A 23,031-nucleotide genomic window follows, 5' to 3' on the forward strand; every position below is an offset into this window, starting at 1 on the left:
AAAATAAAAGAGACAGCTTATGCAAGAGGTCTAATATAAACGGACAAGGAACTGTGATGCGGCGAATGCTGGTTATTGGATGGTTATTAGCAATCAATTTGACTATAACTCAGGTTTTTGCTGAGCGGATCAAAGACATCGCTACTTTAGCCGGTGTTCGCGTTAACCAATTGGTTGGTTATGGCTTAGTGGTCGGTTTAAACGGTACTGGTGATAAAACCGGTACCAGATTTACTGAAGACAGTTTTGCCAACATGCTGACTCAATTAGGAATAAACGTTCCTCCAGGAGTCAAACTCAATTCGAAAAATATTGCAGCGGTGATGGTAACTGCCAATTTATCCAGTTTTATGAAAAAAGGACAGACTATGGATGTTAATATTTCATCCATAGGCGACTCCAAAAGTTTGTTAGGCGGAACTTTATTGCTTACTCCACTAAAAGGAGCGGATGGACGTGTTTATGCCATGTCGCAAGGAAACATCGTCGTATCAGGAATCAGTGCCTCCGGGAGTGATGGCTCCAGTGTTACTGTAAATGTGCCAAGCGGAGGAAGAATTCCCAATGGCGCCACTATAGAAGCGGATATTCCCAACCCATTTTATTTTTCAGAATCACTTACTTATAACTTACACTCCCCTGATTTTACTACGGCGAAACGAATGAGTGATGCCATCAACGAGTTGATGGGACCCGGTACGGCGAAAGCTATAGATGCAGGTTCAATTGTAGTGACGGCTCCCAAAAAACTATCCCAACGAGTGGATTATGTTTCAGTACTTGAAAATATTGAATTTAAACCAGGTGAGCCTATTGCAAAAATTATTATCAATGCCAGAACAGGAACGGTAGTCATTTCCAGTAATGTCATTGTGAAATCAGCCGCAGTATCTCATGGTAATCTGGTGGTTAGTATCACGGAGACTCCAGTTATCAGCCAGCCAAATGCGTTTGCCTCTGGGAGAACTGTTTCAACTCAGCAATCACAAGTTAATATTCAGCAGAAAAACAACCATGCTTTTATCCTTCCTAAAGGTACTACTTTGAAGGATATAGTGAGAGGAATTAATGCGGTTGGTGCCACTCCGGCCGATGTGATCTCCATTTTGGAAGCATTACAACAAGCTGGTGCGTTGAATGCGACATTAATTGTAATATAAAGGTGATGAAAATGACCGTACAAAGTATTGCTACGAGTGACTTTCAAGGGTTAAACGAATTAAAAGTTCAGGCAAAAAATAATGCAAAAGATGCGTTACCTGAAGTGGCTAAGCAGTTTGAAGGAATATTTTTGCAATCCATGTTAAAAAGTATGCGGATGGGGCAGCATTTTCTGGATGAATCAAGTCCTTTCAGTAGTAAGAACGAGACTACTTTTCAGGAAATGCTTGATGGTCAATATGCCAGTACTATTGCAGAATCTAAAGGGGTAGGTTTGGCAGCAATGTTAGCCAAACAGTTGGAAGGAACGGTTGGTATTAAAGAAAATAGCATAACTAATCCTGTTGCTGAGATTAACAGAAGCAAAACTTCCAATTCGGAAACCAGCCCTTCTATTATTGATGATTTTGTAAAATCTATCTGGCCAACGGCAAAACATGCGGCGTCTATCATTGGCCTGGATCCCAAATTGTTAATTGCGCAAGCAGCATTGGAAACCGGGTGGGGTAAATTTGTAGCAAAAGATGTGGATGGTTCGAGCAGTAATAACTTGTTTAATATAAAAGCTAAAACCAATAGCACATCCGATTCGGTTCAAGTTAAAACAACGGAATATATTGCCGATACACCGATTAAGATAAATGCTTCTTTTAGAAAATATCCATCTATAGAGCACAGTTTTCATGATTATGTTTCATTAATTAGAGGAAGTGAGCGTTATCAAACGGCATTAGCCAATGCGACAAATCCTGAGATTTATGTTAATGAATTGAATAAAGCCGGATACGCCACTGATCCAAATTACAGCAGTAAAATTTTATCAATTTATCATGGTGACGAATTGAATCAGGCAATACAACGATGTGAGTTATCCGAGCAAATCTGATGTGATCAGGATTGAGTAGATGAATAAATTAGTTCAGGGAGTGAGCGAATATGTCCATACTTAATATTGCCTATTCAGGGTTGAACGCTTTTCAGCATGCATTGAACGTCGCTGGAAATAATATCGCCAATTTTAAAACGCAAGGTTATACAAGACAGTCCATTCAATTTACTCCAATCGCCTCAAATCGGTATGCGGGCTCGTATATAGGGGCTGGTGTATCGGTTTCATCTATTTATCGAAACGTAGATCAATTCGCTAATGCTCAAGTCAGGAGTACTTTAAGTTATCGAACTCAATTCGACGCTTTTTATAATCAAGCCATTCAGATAGATAAATTGCTTTCTCAGGAAGGATCGAGTATTTCGACTTCCCTGCAAACTTTTTTTGATTCACTGGGACAATTGAACAGTACACCAGATAATATAGCAACAAGAGGTGTTGTCCTCAAACAAAGTCAGTTGTTGGCGCAACAATTTAATTCATTGCAAACAAGGTTGGAAGAACACCAGCGCAATTCTACAGCTCAAATAGCAGAGTCTGCAAAAATAATTAATCAACTCACAAAAGAGCTGGCTGAGGCCAATGGAAAATTATTAGGTAATAATAATATACCGGAGTTGCTTGATCGTAGAGATGAATTACTGAAACAACTGTCAAGTTACACTGATTTGAGTATCTTTGATCAGGGTGACGGCACTATCAGTGTTGGACTTGCCAGTGGGGATATGTTAGTTGCAGGTACTCAGCAACGGGATTTAGTGATTGGTTCAAATAATGACAATATCTTCGGCACAAAAATATTTTTAAGTAATGGTTCCAATAGTCAGGTTGATATTACAGATAGACTCACAACAGGTATGTTGGGAGGGCTAATGGATTATGAGCAAAACATTTTAGGACAGGCCAGTCAATTGATAGGTCAAATGGCAATTGGGTTATCTCAGACTTTTAATGCTCAACATAAGTTGGGTATGGATATGAATAACCAAATTGGTAAGGACTTCTTCACGGACTTTAATAGTCAATCGCAGATGCTAAAACGATCTATCGCGTCGGCAACGAACACTGGAACAGCTGTTCTTTCAGTGAGTATTTCTGATATTTCACAAATGAAACTTAGTGATTACGATTTGATAATCAGCGATACTGGAACGAATCAATTACGATTAATACGCAAATCGGATGGGACTTCCACTCCATTAACATGGTCTAGTTCGCCTCCAGCCCCACCGGCTGGGCAAGTGGTTATCGATGGGATGACAATAACAGTAGATGATTTATCGCAACTTGCAAATAATGACCATTATACTCTAACGCCTACTCGAGGTGCTGCGAGGGATTTTGCTTTACAAATTAACGATTCTCGTGAAATTGCCTTGGCTTCTCCTGTGAAAACTATCGCATCATTGAATAATACTGGACAAGGGCAAATAGCTTTAGACTCAGTATTGAATACAACGGTCGTCAATAAGCAATTCAGAATCGATTTTATTTCTGATACTCAATACAACCTGGTTAATGTGACGGACAGTACAAGTACAGGTCCTTTTGCTTTTGTTCCAAATACAGACAATGTCATTCAAATTCCTGATGGAATAACACCTTCTTATTCGGTTGTTTTATCCGGGATTCCTAAAGCAGGAGATCAATTTACTGCGGATTATAATGCTGGTGGATTTGGTGACAACCGTAATGGCTTGAGCCTGAGCGGTCTTCAACAATATAAAATCTTTTCTGGCGGCAGTGAAACCTTATTTGATAGATATGGTAATTTGCTTGCTGAAGTGGGTAGCAAAACCAATCAAGCTAAAACAAGCTTTGAGTCAGCCGATATATTACATAAACAGGCCTTGGATTTTCAGGAAAGTAAAAGTGGAGTCAATCTGGATGAGGAAGGTGCGAATCTGCTTATTTTTCAACAAGCTTACCAAGCGGCTGGAAAGCTGATGGAAATATCGAATCAAATTATGAATTTGTTATTTGATATCATGAGGTGATGAATGCGAATTTCAACCAATCAAATATATCAGAAAGGTTTGGATAATTTATTGACCCAACAAGAAAGACTGGCAAAACTACAGGATCAGCAAGCCAGTGGCATAAGGGTGCGTACTCCATCCGATGACCCTGTTGCGTCTGCCCAAATTGAGCTGATTAAACAACGCATTAGTAATATAGAACTATTACAAAATAATCGTCAGTCTGTGAAGAGCGCTTTAAGTCTGGAGGAAGGGATATTAAGTAATGCTGTGAACTCTCTTCATCGTTTACGAGAGATACAAGTTCAATCCGGCAACCCCAGTCTCTCGGAAGAGGACAGAAAAACCTTGGCGGCTGAAGCGAAAACACTATTAAATCAATTATTGGATTATGCGAATACGAAAGACAATAGTGGAAGTTATATGTTCAGCGGGAGCAAGTCATTAACTCAACCAATGTCTTTAGATTCATCAGGACAATATATTTATAATGGGGACAGCACACAACGTTTTCAGGCTGTAACTACCAGTTTGCTGGTTGCAATTAATGATAGCGGTGATGATGTTTTTATGCGTATTCCAAATGGCAATGGGCGTTTTACTATAACAGAAACAGGAGCACCTAATGCTGGAACAGCTTCGGTGAGTTCTGGATCCGTAGTGAATGAAGCCGCTTTGGTCCCCGATGACTATACAATCACTTTTGCCTTAAATTCACAGGGAAACCTGGTTGTTATGGTAAGCGGCGCTAGTAGTGGTAATGTCATACCACCAACAGGTTTACCGGATGACGCACCATTGTATCAAGAGGGCGGGGCAATTAGTTTTAACGGCATGGAAATGACTGTTTCTGGTATGCCAAATGCTGGAGATTCATTTTTAATTAGTCCTGCAAAAAATGAATCAATTTTTTCTACGGTACAACGCATGATAGCCAACTTAAATAAACCATTTGGTACTGCTGTAGAAAAAGCAGCAACTCAAACAGAAAATAATCAATTATTGGCTCAGATTGATAGTACTTTAGATCATATTTTGAGTATTCAATCGGATTTGGGAGCCAGTTTGAATCAATTAGAGACCGCTGAAAAAGCGAATAATGATTTTTTGGACGCCAGTGCTGCCACATTAAAAAAACTGAGAGAAATTGATCCTATTGCGGTAGCAACGGAATTAAACTCGCAACTGGTTAACCTTCAAGCTGCCCAGTTAAGTTTTGCAAGAATTCAGGGTTTGTCGTTGTTTAATTATATATAGGCATTTTACCTCTAATTAATGCCGTTTGAAAAAAAATTAAAAATCACTTCGTCAAGACTGTTTTTCAATGATTATTTTAGATATCATGGATATCTCACCTTTTAATAGGTCATTTCCCCTTTGTGGATATAATTACCATTATCCTTAGCAGATAATTCACTTGTTATTAATTTTTTTTGTAATATGCCTTGGTTAATTAAGGCTTATTGAGCTTTGCTTTATTTTATTCTGCTAATAACTTATCCCCATTTTCTGTGGATAACTCTGTGCATACACTCTGGTAATTCACTAAATTCCAGTGCCTGGAGAGATGCTTTTTCTTTTACCCAAATGCATTACAAAATGAATTGAGATAATCATTTAATGAATTAAATTAGGATTGAGCAAATTTTAACTGGAAAAGTTACCAATTCATATTTTGAGGAAACTTGAAGAGTCTATCGTATTTTTAGGACTAGCTCCCCGGAATTTGTGCCCTGACGCAAAAATCTAAAGTAACAGCTCGGAAAATCTCCTTATAACTAATAATTTATTCTTTTAAAGTTCCGATAAATGATGGGTTTGTGAACGTCTAAAATCGATGTTCAAAAATTTGCATTTTACCTCGTAAACCAGTTCGAAAATTCTATACATTAATCAAAGTTCATTTTAATCTATTCTATTAGTGTTTCTGAACGAGAAGGAATAATAATGAGAGTTGGCTATGCCAGGGTATCAACACATGAACAAAATTTAGATTTGCAGCTTGATGAATTGAAGAAGGCTGGGTGTGAGTAAATTTTTACGGATAAAATTAGTGGTTCTGTATCGGAACGACCTGGTTTAGAAAAAGTTGAAAATTTCCTTAGAGAGGGTGATGTTTTAGGTGTTTGGCGATTGGATAGATTAGGGCGATCTCTCAAACATCTTATTTCCTATGTGAGCAAGCTAGAAGAAAAGGGAATAGGTTTTCATAGTGTTACTGAGTCTATTAATACAGAAACACCTTCAGGCAAGTTTATGTTTCATGTATTTGGAGCCCTTTCAGAATTTGAACGTAATTTAATTAAAGAGAGAACACTTGCAGATCTTGAAGCTGCTAGAGCTAGAGGTCGCCAAGGTGGTAAGCCTGAAAAACTTAGTGATGAGCAAAAAGAGCTAGTGAAGACTCTTTTCGCCAATAAAAAACATTCAATTCAATCAATTTGTAAGATGGTTGGTGTGAATAAATGAGTATAATTTAGTCACTTAATTGTTTGATTTTTAATATTTCATTATGGACGCTCTGCAATATCTCAGTGTAACCCTTTAATGCATCAGTATTATTTATAATAAATTTCAGGAAATATGAAATGCAGGTTAGAGAAAGAACTGATATTGACAGATATTGGTTAATATGAGTAGGAGAGGTGTGATCTGCGGGATAAACACTTTCACCATCAAGTTCAAAATAGTCTTTGTATAATGATGACCATGTACCATGTATGCTATGAGATCCAATATTCATTATTACAGTGTAATATGTTTCATGCATACCTAATGATATAATCATTTCTCTCATATTAGGAATATTTTTTAATTTTTGTATTTTATTTTTGGATAACCCACTATCATTTATATATTTTTTAATACTTTTGAGCATTCTATCTTCTATAGGTAAGCGATTATTTCCTCTGTTTTTAATATTAGACAGAATATTTTTTTGAAGTTTGAGATCAGATTTCAGGCCGGATGCAATAAAGCGGTTAAATTTATCTTCTGAAGGTGAGTGGCATAACCACATTAATTTAATACATGTTTCATTTATACATCTATCGAGAATTGATGTGGTCTCTCCAAAATTCCCGCCTTTTGATAATTCCATAACTGATATCATTAATCGGCCAATACGATTTAGCATTCCAATTAAAATTGCATAATGCATATTTTTAATTTCATTTATAGCAGGTGAAGACTTATCAAGTGATGAACAGTGAAGAACAAGTTGAGCAATATATTTATACCACTCAAAAGCTATACTTTCAAAGCTATTATTTTTGACACATTCGTCAAATATGTCATGAATATTGTCGGGCGGAGAAGGTATCATTTTTTATAATTAGTATTTTCCTTTATTTTTAATTGTAGATCTTTTATATAAATTTGTTTGATTTAAATGTATGTTTTATAGGGAATGTTCTAGTTAGAAGCTGGAATATGCGGCTAAATGTCCCAAAAGCCCACGTTTTTTCTGTCTTTTTAGTGATGTTGTGCAAACTTACAGAAAGCTCTCTTATAACTAGAAATCTTCGATTAATTTATATATTCTCCTTTTCGGAATCGATTGCCTCAGGTGTGGAAGCCCGAAAAGACGATATGTTTGAAAAAAAAGTCAACTGTACCTCCCTTTCATTTCCCTGCGAAAAATATTTGCTTGAACTTTATTTAAACCAGAACTATGCTATACTACAAATGTAGCAAAAAAATACTATTGTAGGTGAAATAATGGGAATCCCAATAAGAATTGACGAAAATATTTATTATGAGGCCAAAAAAGTTGCCGCCGCAGAATTTCGTTCTATTCCGAATCAAATAGAATATTGGGCTAAGTTAGGAAAGTGTGCATTGGATAATCCTGATTTACCAATTGAGTTTATAAAAGATGTTTTGCTTTCTAAGCTTCAAGATAAGTCTTTAGCTGAACCTTTTCAATTCGAGGGTGAAGGTGAGTGATATCGAAATAAGGCAAATGCCTGCGTTTAAGAAGGTCTATAAGAAATTGCCTGCATCACATAAAACCATAGTTAACGAGGCTGTCCGTACAATCGTCAATAATCCTAAAATTGGAGAAGAGAAAAAAGGGGATTTAATTGGAGTATATGTTTATAAATTTAAAATCAATCATCAACAATTTCTTTTAGCTTATGAATGGGATCCAGCATTAAGGATTCTATTAGCACTTGGGGTACATGAAAACTTCTACCGAGATCTCAAGAGAAAGTAATTTGCTATTAATTCTTAAGGACTTATAGAAAGGGATTTAAATGAAAGCATTGAATTTAGCAGGACAAGAAATAATTAAAAATTCAAGAGAAACTCGTTTTAATAATAAATTAAAAATTATTAGTTTATTGAGAACGGCGATATATAGTATACAAAAAAATATTGAATTAACGAAAAAAATTATAGAAGAATCTTATTTTCTCCTCCAAGAATCACTTCATTGTACATTTATTTGTGTTGATGGACTTCAGCCTTTAGTTTTAAATGAAATAGAAGATGCTGAAAATCACAACAAATTAGATTTGATAACTGAAGAATTTTATAAAAATATTTTTTGCAAAATATTTTGTTTGGAGACAGAAAACTATGAAGATGCAAATATATTAAGTTATTCGAGGGGAAAAATTAAACGATTATTATTAGAGACATATAATGAGATATGCTTAATTGAACCATTAGAGTTTAATTTATGATGACGAATCATATATTCGATAAATTGCTAACATTATGAGCTAATTGGCGATATGAATAGGCAGAGATCCATTCTAAGAATAGTTTAATTAGGAAGTAATTTCTTTGATTCCTGAGAATTGATGTCCCTGCATTTTTTTCGAAAGGTTACTCTTTTTATTGCGAGTATTTTTATATTCTTTTAATACTCCAATGATCCAATCTTCTTCTTTTAAATATTCTTGAATGAACCAATCAGCAAATTTTTGAGAATAACGAGAAACATTTTCATTTAGATAGTAATAAGTGTCTTCATGCTTAATATCGAATACATAGTTTACCGCATTCAAATGATATTGGTTCACTATACTGGGTGTAATATTACCATTTAAATATTCTATTAATTCTTTTGATTTATATGGATATTTTTTATCAATGGAGACAGTAGTTTCAATTGCTCCTACATTTTTTCCATCTGTACCAACAGTTAGATTGATATCAGCTTTTTTTCCTTTTTTTGCTAAAGCAACCCTATAGTCGAAAGAGATGAAAAATTTATCAGAGTTAATCTCTTTTGCTTTATTGTTAATCATATCTAACATATTAAAAATTTGTGTCGCTGTTTTTTTTCCATAATTTTTTATTATCATTTGTTGATCCCAAGGATTTTCATCAATAATCATATTTATCATGCTTGTATTAGGTGCTAAGGGTGATTCATTCATTAAAGAATGATATCTTTCAATATAGTTATGTACTGTTGGATACAGAAGCCTAGAAAGAGCAGGAAGTGTTTCAGGAATTACAAAGTGTGATGCTCCATTCCGTATAAATACAGAGAATTCTAAGTTAGTCCTAATTGGATCATTCTCTTTTATGCGTTTATTTATACACTTTGTAATTGTTATAGTCTTTTTTTTATCTTTATCGGAATAAATTAATTTCTCCCCATCTATTTGAACAATTTCATATTTAAGTAAAAGTTCCCAAGCATTTAGTAATAGTATTAAGAATGATTCCAATCTATAAGGTTGTAATGGATTGTTGTAAATGATTAAAGAAGATAAAAATGCTTCTTTACTACGAAGAATTAACCTCGAAGCAACATTAGTTCTTAAATGATTTATATTTTTCTGACTCATTAAAATTAAAAACTGCTCATTGGATAAGTTACTAATTCCTTCACATATCCATCTGTTAGACGATATTCTTTTACAATAGCCCTCAAGGTACGTTGTTAAGTATTTATTGATAGTGTTGGGTCGGTAGGACGTTTTTAATTCTTCAAAAGTAAATTCTCTTCTCTCAAAACTTTTTAACGTTGAAAAAAGAGATAATAGATTATGTTGAGATGTGGGATTCATAATAGTATTCCTTTACATATTTATAGTATATATTCAAATTCAAAGATGTGTTCGTTAATTATACACTACGGGGTGCCCCGGTTGGAAAAATAGCAGGATCTAAAAGTCCGAATAACCAATGGTCCAAGGATAAAAAAGGGGAGGGAGGCGAACAACATCCTTCCTTCGATAAAATTCTCTTAAGTCTGATTACTGTGAAAACTAAGTTTAGTCGATGACTGTCTGGTGTCATGTCCCAAAAACACATGTAAGCAAGCGTAGTAATAATCTGCTCTAGAATGATCGCAATTTACATAGTAAATTAAACTCTTTTTAGCGCTATTATAATGATAATCGTAATGGTAAATCGCCTTTGCAAAAATCAATCAACTTGGCTTCAACTGACGTTTCACTCAAAAAATATCGATGGGAAAAAAATGCAGGGGGTATTCGAATTACCAAGCGCGGCTTGGATTGTATTTCGCTACAGATATTCCATTCACAGACTAATCGTATTATGTTCATCATGAGCTCTATTTTAACCTTATTTCCTATAATCTCAGTGATTGATGTCTATTCAATATAAGATTCTGAACACTAAAAAATATAAAATATAAATGTACTTAAATTAAATAAATTGTTTAAAATAAATCTACTCAATGTTAAGATAGCCTTTATTTTATTATCCTTGTGATGTGTCTACGTGAAAAATCCTGATAGTCATGTTGTGCCAGAAAGCTTGGAAGGGCTTTCCTTTACTTCTTTGAAGTTGCGAGATGCCTTGCAAGTCAACCTCGTGTCTTTAGATTATCAGAACATGACACCGATTCAGGCAGAGAGTTTACCCATCATGCTGGATGGCTCAGATATCATTGCACAGGCCAAAACAGGAAGTGGAAAAACCGCGGCATTTGGTTTGGCTTTATTGAATCGTTTAAATGTGGAGCATTACGCCATTCAGGCACTAGTGCTTTGTCCGACGCGTGAGTTAGCTGAACAGGTCAGCCAGGCTTTGCGGCGCTTAGCACGCCTTTTATCTAATATTAAAATTCTGAATCTGTCCGGCGGTATGCCGATGCGCCCTCAGTTGGATTCACTAAGACATGGGGCCCACATTGTTGTCGGCACTCCTGGGCGCGTGCAAAAGCACCTAGATAAAGAATCTTTGTCATTGAATAAACTACAAACGCTGGTTCTGGATGAAGCAGATCGAATGCTGGATATGGGTTTTTTAGATTCGATCAAAAAAGTGATTAACTTTTGCCCCAAGGCGCGACAGACTTTATTGTTTTCTGCTACTTATCCGGCTCAAATTAAGCAGCTTGCGGGTGAGTTTATGCACAATCCTCAGCGGGTGATTATCGAGGATGCGCAATCTCATCTTGATATTGAGCAATGCTTCTATGAAGTGTCACATAAAAATGATAAGTTCCCATTATTAAAATCACTGTTGCTGCATCATCGGCCCACAGCAACACTGATTTTTTGTAATACCAAAGATCAAACCGTCTCGTTATCGAGCCTTCTTTGCAACGAAGGGTTTAGCGCCATTGCCCTTAATGGGGATTTGGAACAAATTGAGCGGGACGAGGCGATGATTCGATTCAGTAATCGCAGTGCCTTGATTTTAGTGGCAACGGATGTGGCCGCACGCGGGTTGGACATTAAAGATCTTCCTGCAGTCATTAATTATGATGTGGCTTTTGAGCCAGAAGTTCATATTCACCGAATCGGTCGAACTGGGCGCGCGGGCAGTAAAGGGTTAGCCTTAACTCTAACGACGCCGGCTGATGCTGAGCGACTTTGTGTGATTGAGCAAGAAACAAGAGTGTCCTTGACTTGGGGTGACAAAAGCAAGTTAGACCCGATCAACACATCGGTTAAGTTACCAGATATGGTGACTTTGTGCATTTCTGCTGGAAGAAAAGAAAAAATTCGTCCAGGTGATATATTAGGGGCTTTAACTAAAGATGCGGGTTTGCCTGGGGATAATATTGGTAAAATTGATGTGTCCACACTTTATTCTTATGTCGCAATCAGGCGAAGCCAGGCCGATAAAGCTTATAAATATTTACAAAATGGGAAACTAAAAGGCCGGAAAGTAAATGTTCGACGGCTGCCATAACGTTTCAGAGCAAAGTGAGCAAATAATGCAAACAGGTATAGTAAAGCGTTTTAATAAAATTAAGGGTTATGGTTTTATTACACCCGATTCAGAAGATAAAGAGGTTTTTGTTCATTTTTCTGAAGTTCGGGCCGAGGGTTACAAAGAATTAATCGAAGGGCAGCGCGTTCGTTTTAGTTTAGATAAGGGCGAACGGGGCGAATATGCTAAGCAAGTTGAAATTTTGGACAAAAGTTAAATGCTTGAATTGAGGTTTTTCACATGTTGGAAGTAAGAAGTATTGGTATGGATTTTGGAAAAAAATCCCTATTTCAAAATGTTGATTTGATCTTATTACCTACCAAGCGCTACGGCATAGTTGGGGCAAATGGAGCAGGAAAATCCACGTTTTTAAAAATTTTAGCAGGAGAAGAACCCTCGACCAGTGGCAGTGTTGAAAAGGCGAAAAGCCTTAATGTTGGGATATTAAAGCAAGATCATTTTCGATACGAAGACGATTCACTTCTGGATGTGGTGATTCAAGGAAATGCAAGCTTATGGGATGCACTCACCGAAAAGGATAAAATCTATGCCAGTGATGACTTTACCGAAGAAGATGGCTATCGAGTGAGCGAGCTTGAAGAACTTATCATGCAACAAGGAGGCTATGAGGCAGAATCCACGGCCAAAAATTTATTACTTGGTTTAGGCATCGCTGAAAAATTCCATAATGGCCCACTAAGCGCCTTATCTGGCGGATATAAGCTGCGCGTTTTGCTGGCGCAAGTTTTGTTTCAAAAACCAGAAATCATGCTGCTCGACGAACCGACGAACCATTTGGACATTTTATCAATAGCCTGGCTTGAGCAATTCTTAAAAACATCTTTCACTGGGTTGCTCATTTTCATTTCACATGATCGTGGTTTCCTCAACAACGTGTCGACCAATATTCTAGATATTGATTACGATACTATTCAAAATTACCCTGGTGATTATGATCAATTTGTTGCCGCTAAAAAAGAAAGACTTATTCTGAAACAGAGTGAATTGAAAAATAAGCAAAAGAAAATTGAGGAAATGCAAAACTTCGTGGATCGATTTGGGGCAAAGGCAAGCAAAGCCTCTCAAGCAGCTTCTCGCCAAAAAATGATTGATCGCATAGAATTGGTTGAAATAAAAGATTCCAATGTTTTTAAACCGTATTTTAATTTTCAACCAAAAAATCCGTCCGGTAAATCAGTTATTAAAGTTGATAATATTCATAAACAATTTAATGAAAAGATTTTATTAAAAGAAGTTGCGTTTAATATTAATCGCGGCGACAAATGTGCAATTATTGGGCCTAATGGCATCGGTAAATCGACCTTATTAAAAATTTTATTGAGTGAGCTTCAACCGGATCGAGGTTGTTTTGAATGGAGTGAGACGGTTAAAGTTGGGTATTTTTCACAAGATTATCGACTGCAGTTGGATCCGACTGAAACTGTATTAGAGTGGATGGAAGAGCAAGTTGTCGCCACTTCTCAGGAGATCAGGAAAGTGCTAGGCCAGGTTCTATTTCGCGGCTCAGACGTTGATAAGAAGATTGGGTTGTTAAGTGGTGGTGAATCGGCAAGATTAGTTTTGGCCAAATTAATTTTGGAAAAACACAATGTTCTGATTCTTGATGAGCCAACCAACCACCTTGATCTTGAATCTATTGATGCCCTAGTAGAGTCCATCCAAACTTTTCCAGGAGCCGTGTTATTCGTAAGCCATAATCGCCATTTCATCGACAGCATCTCAACCCGGATTCTAGTCTTAACCGAGCGGTACGGTGCTCAAAATTACCTCGGTAATTATAAAGATTATCTTGCTCAGTTTGGAACGGACTATCTCGCGACAGCCTAACCAATATTATCTTGGCAACTGTATTGAATGATGACTATGTCAAAAATTTTTTTAAAAATTGCAGCAAGTCACACCTGGAGGGTCAGGCCCTGAATTTTGATTATCTTTTCCTTGCAATGTTTTAGTTCATTTACCCTTATAGTCAATAGATTCAGCAAATTTTAATTGATAATTCACAATTCAAGGCCTGACCCTATTAACTACAAAATCTCATGAAACCTGGCAAAATATAAATAATTAAGCTTAAATGTTTTATAAACTAAGGAAAATATATGTTAATTACAGCAGCTTTCTTATTGTTGGTGGCTATAATGTTAGGCGTAGCCAATCTGGCAACCTTGCTACAAAAACAGGTGCGTTCTAAAACTGTGGTGGTACTTCATGGTTCAATAGCGATAATTGCTTGGCTGCTTGTATGTCTTCATATGATTACCGCGGGGTACTCTACTATCCTACTGGTCAGTTTTGTCACGCTATCCCTGACGGTGTTGGGAGGATTAACATTACTTGTTTTTCGCTCTAAACATAAAAGACCCCCCATGTTAGTTGTCATCTTTCACCCGATATTTGCCATTACAAGCTTAATCCTTTTAACAATCAGTATATTGCCTTAATTTTTTCAGCAGCTGCTTTGGTTTAGAGCAAAACCTAGAGGGGCAGGCCTTGAATTTTGATTATTTTTTCCTTGTAATGTTTTAGTTCATTTACCCTTATAGTCAATAGATTCAGCAAATTTTAATTGATAATTCACAATTCAAGGCCTGACCCTATTAACTACAGTTAACTACAGAATAATACAACGCTTATGTTTTTTTACTTTGGGCTCTTCATTGTCATTCTCTGAAAATAGTTGCATTTGCCTTTGCTCAAACCTGTCCTGTTGGTTGAGATATTTATTGTCGTGCAAAGAAATATCAGGATATAAAAGATTTTTAAGATCATCGTAAATCCCATAATAAAGATATTCATAGTTCTCAGGATAACTTCCATAATACAAGTCGACAGAAACTAGCATATCATTAGCAATGTCACAAATCGTGTTTCTTTGTATTCTTTCTCGCTTTCCGTTTGAACAGGGATAGGCGGCGTAATGATGCATTGTTGCAAGATCGACCGTTGTATACCAATCTTTTAGTTTCAAATCATAATGAGTTAATAATAGTCGAAATGCTTCATTGGCGAAAACTCGTGACATTCTAGGAGCAACATCACGAAAGCCATTTGTTAAATCATCAATGATAGTTAATATGCGAACAATATTGAAATATTCTCTTTCCTGTTGCTTACAAATCTCTTGATGGATGTAATTTAAACTATTCAGAAGGGCTTCTTGAATGATGGCTTTATCAAAATCAATATCTGTATCTTCATCCTCACTATCATATTCATTGAATATAGATAATACACCTTCTTTAAAAGCAATGTATTTCGAGTTTTTTGTAACAGCATGAATATAATTTTGATTTTTATCTTTAATATTGATTCTAGGCATACACTAAAGCCATTTTAATTCATTGTGAGTGAATTATATTTGAGCAATATTAACGAAATATTAAATGAGCAAATAATGATCAATACGTTCTCTGTGTAGGGTAAAAATTCATGATTTTATTCATTGTTGCATAGATTTTGGTATTATATGTTCAATGATTTTCTAAATTCAGGCATTTTACAGGAAAGTGTACTTAGTTTGTCGCGAATGCAATCCAAACCATATTTAAAGAGGCTGCATCTATTTGGATTGAACGGATACTTAAATGAGTAGTATACACCCAAATAATCCTTTGATTTGCCCCTATAAATCATCAGGAATTAGTCCGCGCTTTGTTTGTGTGGCTCTTCAGTGTCCCAGAGCTTGTTTGCGAGTCTAGTTGATCTGTGTCATTAACTCATACCCAAATTTTTCTATTCATTCTTAATGGTTTTATAGGAAGGGATTAAATGAAAGCATTGAATTTAGTAAGGCAAGAAAGAGTTAACAGCACCTTGTGAATCAAATCCACTTGACTGGAATTTTTTCAGGTCTTTCTGCTAGTGGCGTCCCGGAGAGGATTCGAACCTCCGACCTGCCCCTTAGGAGGGGGCTGCGCTATCCATCTGTGCCACCGGGACGTATTTTCCAAACGCAAGTCTACCTTTATAGCTGAAAAATGACAACGAGGATGAAAATTTCTTCTGTGAAAAAATGGAAATAATGAGTAGCCCAGTATAGCTTAGTGATTTCTCATTGCAGAATTTTTGAAAATCTCTTGCTCGAAAGATAATAAGCTCTTACTAGAACTAAAGAAGGTATTATTAAAGACGAAAGAACTATTGACCAAAAGTTAATAATTAAGATACTTTGCAGTAGTTAAGAATGGATTGCAAAGGTTGTGTTATTAAAGGAGATGTAAATTATGAAAATTTTTAAAGGATTAAAGAAAAGTGCTAGTATCGGGAAGCAATTAGTTGCTGGAAAGGAAGCAAATTTGGTTAGTCAGTCCCTTAATTCATCATACAGATCCAATATCCAACCCAGTTTTGGTCTTTTTCAAACAAACGACAGAATTGTTTTAGATGAGGCTTATATCAATTGTGTTGATTCAGAATTTCAACCCATGGAAGTCGAGAAGGAGGTCAATTCGATAACTATTACATTGCCTATTAAGCATAGTGTTTATCGAAATCATGGGGATAGTTTATTAGGTGAGCAGGCTTTAGCAGTAAATTTATCTGAGCAGCAACGCGATACTTCAAGCTATTCTTATTTGCAGCTTAAGTTTACTCATGAAGGAGAGAAGTGCTATTTGTTTTTAAAATGTTTTACTTATCTGGGTGTATGTAACTATGACTTTGGGCCATTATTGGCAATTTTACATAAACCCGATACAAAAACTTATCCGATGGGGTTAGGTTGTCAGGGAGTTATTGATAAAGCAGAACTCATTGATGTGATTGAAAAAATTTATGTCAGGCGATTTATTATACATGGTCCTGATGATGAGGCTAAAATTCTGCAAGATATTCAAGATTTTAATCAGAACTGTTTAAGACGTTTTGAAGAATTGACTTATCATAGAGATAACGAGGCCTATGATAACTCCCAAGAATTAGGGAGGTTATTACATAAAATCGTAATGAACCATCAGGAAATCACCATAATTGAATATGAAAAAGCATTGAACAGACTTAAAGTCGTTCTGGAGGATGAAGTATTTCAAAATGATCCACAAATTTGTTTATCTTTAACCCATATAGTCAATGCATTGCTAACTTTAAGCCAAAAAAAGGAGCTTCATAACAAAGGAGTGGAGATCGATGAATATCAAATGCAACTGATTGCAAAAGAACTTGCAAAACATGAAGGAAAAAAACCTAAAAATAATCTATGGTTTTCTATAGGGACTGTTGAAGCAATTAACCAAGAGTTAGAAGATTTTTTTGCTTTAAACCAAACGGCAGCTCCTATAATGAATTAATAAGTACATATAACGTTATTAAGGACAATAAAAATGAAACAAATTAAAATAGTTGTATTATCAATTGTATCTTTATTATTCCTGCCCTTTTTGGTATTTGCTTCCGATGCAGCGGTTAGTCTGGTTGGTGTTCAGGGTTATGACTTGGTTTCCTATCATCAAAATAGTGGTCCAGTTCGTGGTAGTGGAAACCACACTGCTTTTCATAATGGAGTAGCTTATATTTTTGCCACCGACGAAAATAAAAAAACTTTTCAGGCTAATCCTGAAAAATATTTGCCCGCTTATGGCGGCTATTGTGCCTTTGCTGTTTCAGTAGGTAGAAAAGTAGTAAGTGATCCTTTGGCATGGAAAATTGTTGATGGTGTCTTGTACCTTAATCTTAACAAACAAGTACAGGAAATTTGGTCGAAAGATATACCGGGTAACATAAAAAAAGGTAATACCCAATGGGAAAAAATCAAAGACATTGATCCACAAAAGGTTTAATGTAATCGAAATGAGATATATAAATACTTAAGTATCTTTAGACCCGTGCTACTTTACGGGTCTAATTAAAACTGCTCTTCATTTTTATAATGGCCACGCCCATAAGATAGATGGAATTGAAACTGCTAGAATAATAATTTCTAATGGTAATCCCCAATCTAAGATAATCAAAAAACCGATACCTACCATGGCCCCATAACCATGGTGTTGTTTTGATGGGCAATTGGAGTTAGGAAAGAGCATGGCAGTTATGAGTCCACCTAGCACTGAGCAAAATGCAATAGGCATTAAGATGATCGACGGAGATTTTTTAATTTCTGTAAACGAATGAATAGCGATAGGCATCATTATTCCCAAGACACCTACGTTATTCATGAAAGCAGGCAAGAAGGCACTGGTACTTGTGAAAAGACTGACCTGAAATGATATTTTTTTGAAAATGTTTTTAATTTTATAAAGGGGTTAGTTAATACTCCTGATTGGGTGATGGCATAAGTTAATATCATGACGCAGCCAACTGTGATTACTGCCGGGTTACTGAACCCCGAAAATGCCCTTAAATGGAACTAGCCCTGTCAATACAGATATAATCAATGTAAACAACGCAACGAAATCGTATCGCCAGTAACTCCAAACGAATAAAATGAGCGAGAGGATTAAAATGCCAAATAGCAGATATGGTTGATACATATGGTAATCCTGATTTTTTTATAATTTGTTAAAGAAAATGGTCAAATTTTTTTTCATTAATTCTTTAGCATACTTAACAAAATATTATAAAGTTTTACTGATTACATTTCTGAGTAATTGGGACCACCACCACCTTCAGGAGCTTGCCAAACTATGTTCTGACGAGGATCTTTAATGTCACAGGTTTTACAATGAATACAATTCTGGGCATTAATTTGCAGCCGAGGTTTGTTTTCTTCATTTTCAATGATTTCATAGACTGCTGCAGGACAATACCGCGTCTCTGGTGAGGCATACTTGTTAAAGTTGACTTCAATAGCCAATTTGGGTTGTTTTAACTTGAGATGACAGGGCTGATTTTCTTCATGAAATGTATTTGATAAAAATACAGAGGAGAGTCTATCAAAAGTGAGCACACCATCTGGTTTGGGATAGTCAAGTTTTTTTGCTTTTTCCGCTGGAATTAAGGATTTATGATCGGCATGATTTTTTAATGTCCATGGGGAATAACCTCGAGTGACATAAGTTTCAAAAGCGGCATTAATTAGGCCTGGGACTAAACCATATTTGAATCCAGGTCGAATATTGCGAACAGCATATAGTTCCTGCTTGAGCCAGGACTGATTAACTCTTTCAGAATATCCTGTTAACTCAAATTGATCATTCTTTTCTTCACTGAGTGCCTCAAAGCATGCTTGTGCAGCAAGCATGCCGGATTGCATCGCAGTATGTATACCCTTAATTTTAGGCACATTTAGAAAGCCTGCAGCATCGCCAATCAAAGAACCGCCAGGAAAAGTAAGCTTGGGAAGAGATTGCCAGCCTCCTTCATTTAGAGCCCTGGCACCATAAGAAATTCGCTCTCCTCCAGTGAGCACAGATTTTATTAGAGGGTGTGTTTTAAATCGCTGAAACTCGCCAAAAGGATTCAGCCAGGGATTCTTATAATCAAGTCCTACAACAAAACCTATTGCCACTCGTAGTTCTGAAAGATGGTATAAAAAGGAACCGCCATAAGTCGCATGATCCAAAGGCCAACCTACAGTATGAATGACTTTTCCTGGCTCATGTCTGGAGCCATCAACCCGCCAAATTTCTTTAATCCCTATCCCGTAGGTTTGTGGTTGTGAATGATCTCTTAAATGATAGCGAGTCATTAATGTTTGACTTAATTGTCCCCGGCATCCTTCGGCGAATAACGTTTGTTTGGCTAATAAATGCATGCCCGGTTGATAATTATTGGTTTTTTCTCCTTGTTTATCTATTCCTACATCGCCGGTAGCAACCCCTATGACTTGATTTTTATCATTATAGAGAATTTCTGATGCAGCAAATCCTGGGTATATTTCACAGCCTAAGGCTTCAGCTTGTGCTGCAAGAAATTTGCATAGCTCTCCTAAGCTAATAATAAAATTTCCCTCATTGTGCATGGGTTTTGGGGTGGGGAGTTTAAATGATTTGTTTTGCGTCAGAAAATAAAACAAATCTTTGTTGACAGGGGTATCCAGGGGCGCTTGTTGCCAGCTGTCTGGTAACAGTTCTTTTAAACTTCTAGGTTCTAAAACGGCACCTGAAAGAATATGAGAGCCCACTTGAGCTCCTTTTTCTAATATACAGATATTAATTTCCATTTGAGAAGCTAAGGCAAGCTGTTTTAGTTTAATTGCAGCAGATAATCCAGAAGGTCCTGCACCAACTATGATGACATCAAACTCCATTGTTTCGTGTTTCACACGCACTCCTAACTTAACAAAGTTAAAAATGATCGCTTTTATAAGACTTAAGATCAAGATTAAATTTTCAGGACTTACAAAAAATTTTCAATCGCCTGATGAAAAAAGTTTTTTAATTCATGTATTTTGCTTGTATCAAAGGTCATTGGATATGAACAACCCGCATTATGCTGTGCAATACGGGCTGCAATTGGCTGGAGCTTGTACCTGACGCAAAAACAGAAGTAACTTTCTCAATATGATTCCGCTACTATTGTCTATCAGTTACTCATGACTCATGATTTAGTATGAGAGGTCCCATCTACACAAGTACAAGTACCGCTTCTTGTGGTGATATCTATGATGCACGATTTCATTCCTTGATGGGCTTGACAAAAACGCCCACAATTTCCTTGTTGAGTTGCATTACACATTTTCGTGTCATCTGCGACCGCTAAGACAGGGCTAAAATACAAAACAGCGCTAACCATAGCAATGAAAGGCTTAGTAAACATTTCTTCTCCTAAGTTAAAGTTGATCCTTGTTATTTCTATAAAGTTTAGCTTATTTTTTGTACTTTTTAATTTGCGAAAAATCTTTATTTGCTTGGAAATAATTTTTAAAACGATTTTCGTATAGATGGTTTTTCAAATCTCTTGCGATTATTCATTCATATTATACAAAAATAAAATTCCAGTTTGCATTGCCCCCATTTCTGTAATTTAAGCTAATAATGTTATTGTTTATAAACAAAAAAATCTCCAATTGATAAAAATTAGGTTAGAATAGGCAATCCTTGTCATAATTCACTAAAGGTATGGCTTATGAATAACAATAATAAGAAAGCCGAAGAATTACCAAAAACACTAGGGCGATTTTTCTGGCATTTTATAAAGAAACAACCCCTGGCTTTTACAGTATTTTTTGTAGCACCAATTGCGATGGTGCTTGAAAATAATGCTATTCCGTATTCTTTGAAAATGATTATTGACGCACTTGGGACACATTCCAAAGAAGAAAACATTTTTTCTGTTGTTGCTCCAGCCTTATGGTTAGGAGGCGGAGCCTGGTTTGTATTAATTGTTATTTTACGTCTGCAAAATTGGTGGCAAGGCTATGTGATACCAAAATTTCAAGCTGAGGTCAGGATGTCAGTCATGGGGTATTTGAGCCGACAATCCTACCATTATTTTTCCAATCAAATGGCTGGAGGATTAGCAAATAAAGTAAATGATTTACCACGTGCCTTGGATTCTATATTCAATATTATAACCTGGTATGCCATTGCTGCATTTGCTTCTATTGTGGTTGCATTAATTTTAATGTGCACCATTAATTATTGGTTTGCAGTGATCTTGCTAAGTTGGATTATTTTTCAACTTTATATCAGTTTCAGATTGTCTAAAAAAGTTGATCAATATGCGAAAGTAAACGCAGAAGATAAAAGCCAATTAAGTGGGAAAATTGTTGATAGTTTAAGTAATGCCAGTGTAGTGAAGCTCTTTGCTCGATCGCGAGATGAGTTAGCTTACATTTCTTCAAGTCAGAATAATGAAGTGTTAAGTAATAAAAAATTAACGATTTATATGAATATATTTCGTTTGTATCTGGATATACCAGTCACAGTGATGTTAGTAGCTATGGTGTATTTCCTGTTGACCTTTTGGAATAAAGGACTCATTACAACAGGTGATTTGGTATTTATATTCAATGTGTCTTTCGCCATCATGACCCAAATTTGGTACTTATGCCACGCCATAGCAGAATTGTTTCGTGAAATAGGTATAGCAAGACAAGCCATAGCTTTGCTGAGCGCTCCTATAGAAGTACAGGATGTTCCAGAGGCTAAATCTTTGGTCGTCACTGAGGGAAAAATAGAGTTTGATAATGTCACCTTTCATTATAATCAAGGTAAGAAAGTATTTGAAAATAAATCGGTCATCATTGAACCTAAACAGCGTGTGGGGTTGGTAGGTTTCTCGGGAAGTGGTAAAACGACTTTTATTCATTTAATTTTACGTTTATTTAATGTTGAATCTGGAAAAATTTTGATTGATGGTCAGGATATAAGCCAGGTAACTCAGGATTCCTTGCGCTCTGCAATCAGCTTAATTCCTCAAGATACTACTTTGTTTCACAGGACTTTGATGGAAAATATTCGTTACGGTAATCCTGATGCTACAGATGATGAGGTTATCATGGCATCAAAACAAGCTTGCTGTGATGATTTTATTTCACTTCTGCCCGATGGCTATAACAACCTGGTTGGAGAAAGAGGAATTAAATTATCTGGCGGACAACGGCAGCGTATTGCAATTGCTCGCGCTATTTTAAAAGGCACGAATATTTTAATATTAGATGAGGCTACTTCGCAGTTAGATTCCTTGACGGAAGAGGCTATACAAAGTTCATTATGGCAATTAATGGAGTCGAAGACCACGATAGTGATCGCACATCGGCTATCAACTCTGTTGCATATGGATAGAATTTTGGTATTTGAAGCAGGAAAAATAATTGAAGATGGCACTCATGAGGAGTTGTTAGCGAGGGATGGTTTATATAAATCTATGTGGGATGCTCAGGTGGGCGGATTCTTGCCTGAGTCAGATATGGATAGAGATAACTGGGATGAATAAATAGGTATCAGA

20 protein-coding genes, 1 tRNA gene and 1 pseudogene are annotated in these 23,031 nt (G+C 36.2%); 15 read left to right on the plus strand and 7 right to left on the minus strand.

The features are described 5' to 3' along the window. Positions 1-56: 56 nt before the first annotated feature. The 5 genes and pseudogenes from ACZ5EK_RS06600 to ACZ5EK_RS06620 all read left to right on the plus strand — a co-directional run bounded on the left by ACZ5EK_RS06600 (position 57) and on the right by ACZ5EK_RS06620 (position 6,498). Positions 57-1,160, plus strand: coding sequence for a flagellar basal body P-ring protein FlgI (locus tag ACZ5EK_RS06600; RefSeq protein ID WP_464432057.1), 1,104 nt, complete (start codon positions 57-59; stop codon positions 1,158-1,160). An 11-nt stretch (positions 1,161-1,171) separates the two neighbouring features. Then, on the plus strand, positions 1,172-2,047 hold the full coding sequence (locus tag ACZ5EK_RS06605; protein WP_464432058.1) for a glucosaminidase domain-containing protein: 876 nt from the start codon (positions 1,172-1,174) through the stop codon (positions 2,045-2,047). Between the two features lie 50 nt (positions 2,048-2,097). Next, complete coding sequence (gene flgK / locus ACZ5EK_RS06610; protein ID WP_464432060.1) at positions 2,098-4,047, plus strand: flagellar hook-associated protein FlgK; 1,950 nt, start codon at positions 2,098-2,100, stop codon at positions 4,045-4,047. 3 nt (positions 4,048-4,050) lie between these two features. Further along, positions 4,051-5,286 carry a flagellar hook-associated protein FlgL gene (gene flgL / locus ACZ5EK_RS06615; protein WP_464432062.1) on the plus strand — a complete coding sequence of 412 codons (1,236 nt, stop codon included), beginning with the start codon at positions 4,051-4,053 and terminating at the stop codon, positions 5,284-5,286. Positions 5,287-5,976: 690 nt separating this feature from the next. Beyond that, positions 5,977-6,498: pseudogene (locus ACZ5EK_RS06620) on the plus strand (recombinase family protein). A gap of 7 nt (positions 6,499-6,505) precedes the next feature. Here the strand turns inward: ACZ5EK_RS06620 and ACZ5EK_RS06625 are convergent. Continuing rightward, positions 6,506-7,354: a DUF5677 domain-containing protein gene (locus tag ACZ5EK_RS06625; protein ID WP_464432064.1), complete on the minus strand. Its 849-nt coding sequence runs from the start codon at positions 7,352-7,354 to the stop codon at positions 6,506-6,508. A gap of 395 nt (positions 7,355-7,749) precedes the next feature. Here ACZ5EK_RS06625 and ACZ5EK_RS06630 point away from each other — a divergent pair, with 395 nt between their 5' ends. Genes ACZ5EK_RS06630 through ACZ5EK_RS06640 form a run of 3 tightly spaced genes read left to right on the plus strand, consistent with a single transcriptional unit; the run spans position 7,750 to position 8,720 of the window. After that, positions 7,750-7,977 (plus strand): TA system antitoxin ParD family protein, encoded by a 228-nt coding sequence (locus ACZ5EK_RS06630; protein ID WP_058512605.1) that lies wholly within the window; start codon positions 7,750-7,752, stop codon positions 7,975-7,977. Further along, positions 7,970-8,248, plus strand: a complete 279-nt coding sequence (locus ACZ5EK_RS06635) for a type II toxin-antitoxin system RelE/ParE family toxin (RefSeq protein ID WP_464432065.1) — start codon at positions 7,970-7,972, stop codon at positions 8,246-8,248. Before ACZ5EK_RS06630 ends, ACZ5EK_RS06635 begins: the two co-directional genes overlap by 8 nt. A gap of 40 nt (positions 8,249-8,288) precedes the next feature. Beyond that, the gene (locus ACZ5EK_RS06640; RefSeq protein WP_464432067.1) at positions 8,289-8,720 is read left to right on the plus strand and encodes a hypothetical protein; all 432 of its coding nucleotides are present in this window, start codon (positions 8,289-8,291) and stop codon (positions 8,718-8,720) included. 87 nt (positions 8,721-8,807) lie between these two features. Here the strand turns inward: ACZ5EK_RS06640 and ACZ5EK_RS06645 are convergent, their stop codons facing one another. Next, positions 8,808-10,061: a DUF3644 domain-containing protein gene (locus tag ACZ5EK_RS06645; RefSeq protein WP_464432068.1), complete on the minus strand. Its 1,254-nt coding sequence runs from the start codon at positions 10,059-10,061 to the stop codon at positions 8,808-8,810. Positions 10,062-10,743: 682 nt separating this feature from the next. On the opposite strand from ACZ5EK_RS06645, the gene dbpA reads away from it, so the two are divergent. From dbpA to ACZ5EK_RS06665, 4 genes are all read left to right on the plus strand, one after another. Beyond that, positions 10,744-12,165: an ATP-dependent RNA helicase DbpA gene (dbpA, locus tag ACZ5EK_RS06650; RefSeq protein ID WP_464432069.1), complete on the plus strand. Its 1,422-nt coding sequence runs from the start codon at positions 10,744-10,746 to the stop codon at positions 12,163-12,165. A 25-nt stretch (positions 12,166-12,190) separates the two neighbouring features. Next, on the plus strand, positions 12,191-12,403 hold the full coding sequence (locus ACZ5EK_RS06655) for a cold-shock protein (protein ID WP_464432071.1): 213 nt from the start codon (positions 12,191-12,193) through the stop codon (positions 12,401-12,403). A gap of 23 nt (positions 12,404-12,426) precedes the next feature. Beyond that, on the plus strand, positions 12,427-14,034 hold the full coding sequence (locus tag ACZ5EK_RS06660; RefSeq protein ID WP_464432072.1) for an ABC-F family ATP-binding cassette domain-containing protein: 1,608 nt from the start codon (positions 12,427-12,429) through the stop codon (positions 14,032-14,034). Positions 14,035-14,306: 272 nt separating this feature from the next. Further along, complete coding sequence (locus ACZ5EK_RS06665) at positions 14,307-14,648, plus strand: hypothetical protein (RefSeq protein ID WP_464432073.1); 342 nt, start codon at positions 14,307-14,309, stop codon at positions 14,646-14,648. Between the two features lie 170 nt (positions 14,649-14,818). Here the strand turns inward: ACZ5EK_RS06665 and ACZ5EK_RS06670 are convergent, their stop codons facing one another. Further along, on the minus strand, positions 14,819-15,526 hold the full coding sequence (locus ACZ5EK_RS06670; protein WP_464432074.1) for a hypothetical protein: 708 nt from the start codon (positions 15,524-15,526) through the stop codon (positions 14,819-14,821). A gap of 543 nt (positions 15,527-16,069) precedes the next feature. Then, positions 16,070-16,146, minus strand: a tRNA-Arg gene (locus tag ACZ5EK_RS06675). 284 nt (positions 16,147-16,430) lie between these two features. Between ACZ5EK_RS06675 and ACZ5EK_RS06680 the strand changes: the two genes are divergently transcribed. Together ACZ5EK_RS06680 and ACZ5EK_RS06685 are read left to right on the plus strand one after the other, a co-directional pair. Next, positions 16,431-17,492, plus strand: a complete 1,062-nt coding sequence (locus ACZ5EK_RS06680) for a lpg1273 family Dot/Icm T4SS effector (RefSeq protein ID WP_464432075.1) — start codon at positions 16,431-16,433, stop codon at positions 17,490-17,492. A gap of 33 nt (positions 17,493-17,525) precedes the next feature. Then, entirely contained in the window at positions 17,526-17,981 is a 456-nt protein-coding gene (locus ACZ5EK_RS06685; RefSeq protein ID WP_464432076.1) for a YHS domain-containing (seleno)protein, read from the plus strand. Positions 17,982-18,065: 84 nt separating this feature from the next. Here ACZ5EK_RS06685 and ACZ5EK_RS06690 read toward each other — a convergent pair whose 3' ends face one another. The 3 genes from ACZ5EK_RS06690 to ACZ5EK_RS06700 form a co-directional block, all read right to left on the minus strand. Then, positions 18,066-18,431, minus strand: coding sequence for an SLC13 family permease (locus ACZ5EK_RS06690; protein ID WP_464432465.1), 366 nt, complete (start codon positions 18,429-18,431; stop codon positions 18,066-18,068). Between the two features lie 341 nt (positions 18,432-18,772). Continuing rightward, positions 18,773-20,404, minus strand: a complete 1,632-nt coding sequence (locus ACZ5EK_RS06695) for an electron transfer flavoprotein-ubiquinone oxidoreductase (protein WP_464432078.1) — start codon at positions 20,402-20,404, stop codon at positions 18,773-18,775. 275 nt (positions 20,405-20,679) lie between these two features. Beyond that, positions 20,680-20,898, minus strand: a complete 219-nt coding sequence (locus tag ACZ5EK_RS06700; RefSeq protein ID WP_464432080.1) for a hypothetical protein — start codon at positions 20,896-20,898, stop codon at positions 20,680-20,682. A gap of 309 nt (positions 20,899-21,207) precedes the next feature. Here ACZ5EK_RS06700 and ACZ5EK_RS06705 point away from each other — a divergent pair, with 309 nt between their 5' ends. After that, complete coding sequence (locus tag ACZ5EK_RS06705) at positions 21,208-23,019, plus strand: ABC transporter ATP-binding protein (RefSeq protein ID WP_464432081.1); 1,812 nt, start codon at positions 21,208-21,210, stop codon at positions 23,017-23,019. Positions 23,020-23,031: the final 12 nt, after the last annotated feature.

It is taken from the genome of Legionella sp. JM-2024 (assembly GCF_055389095.1).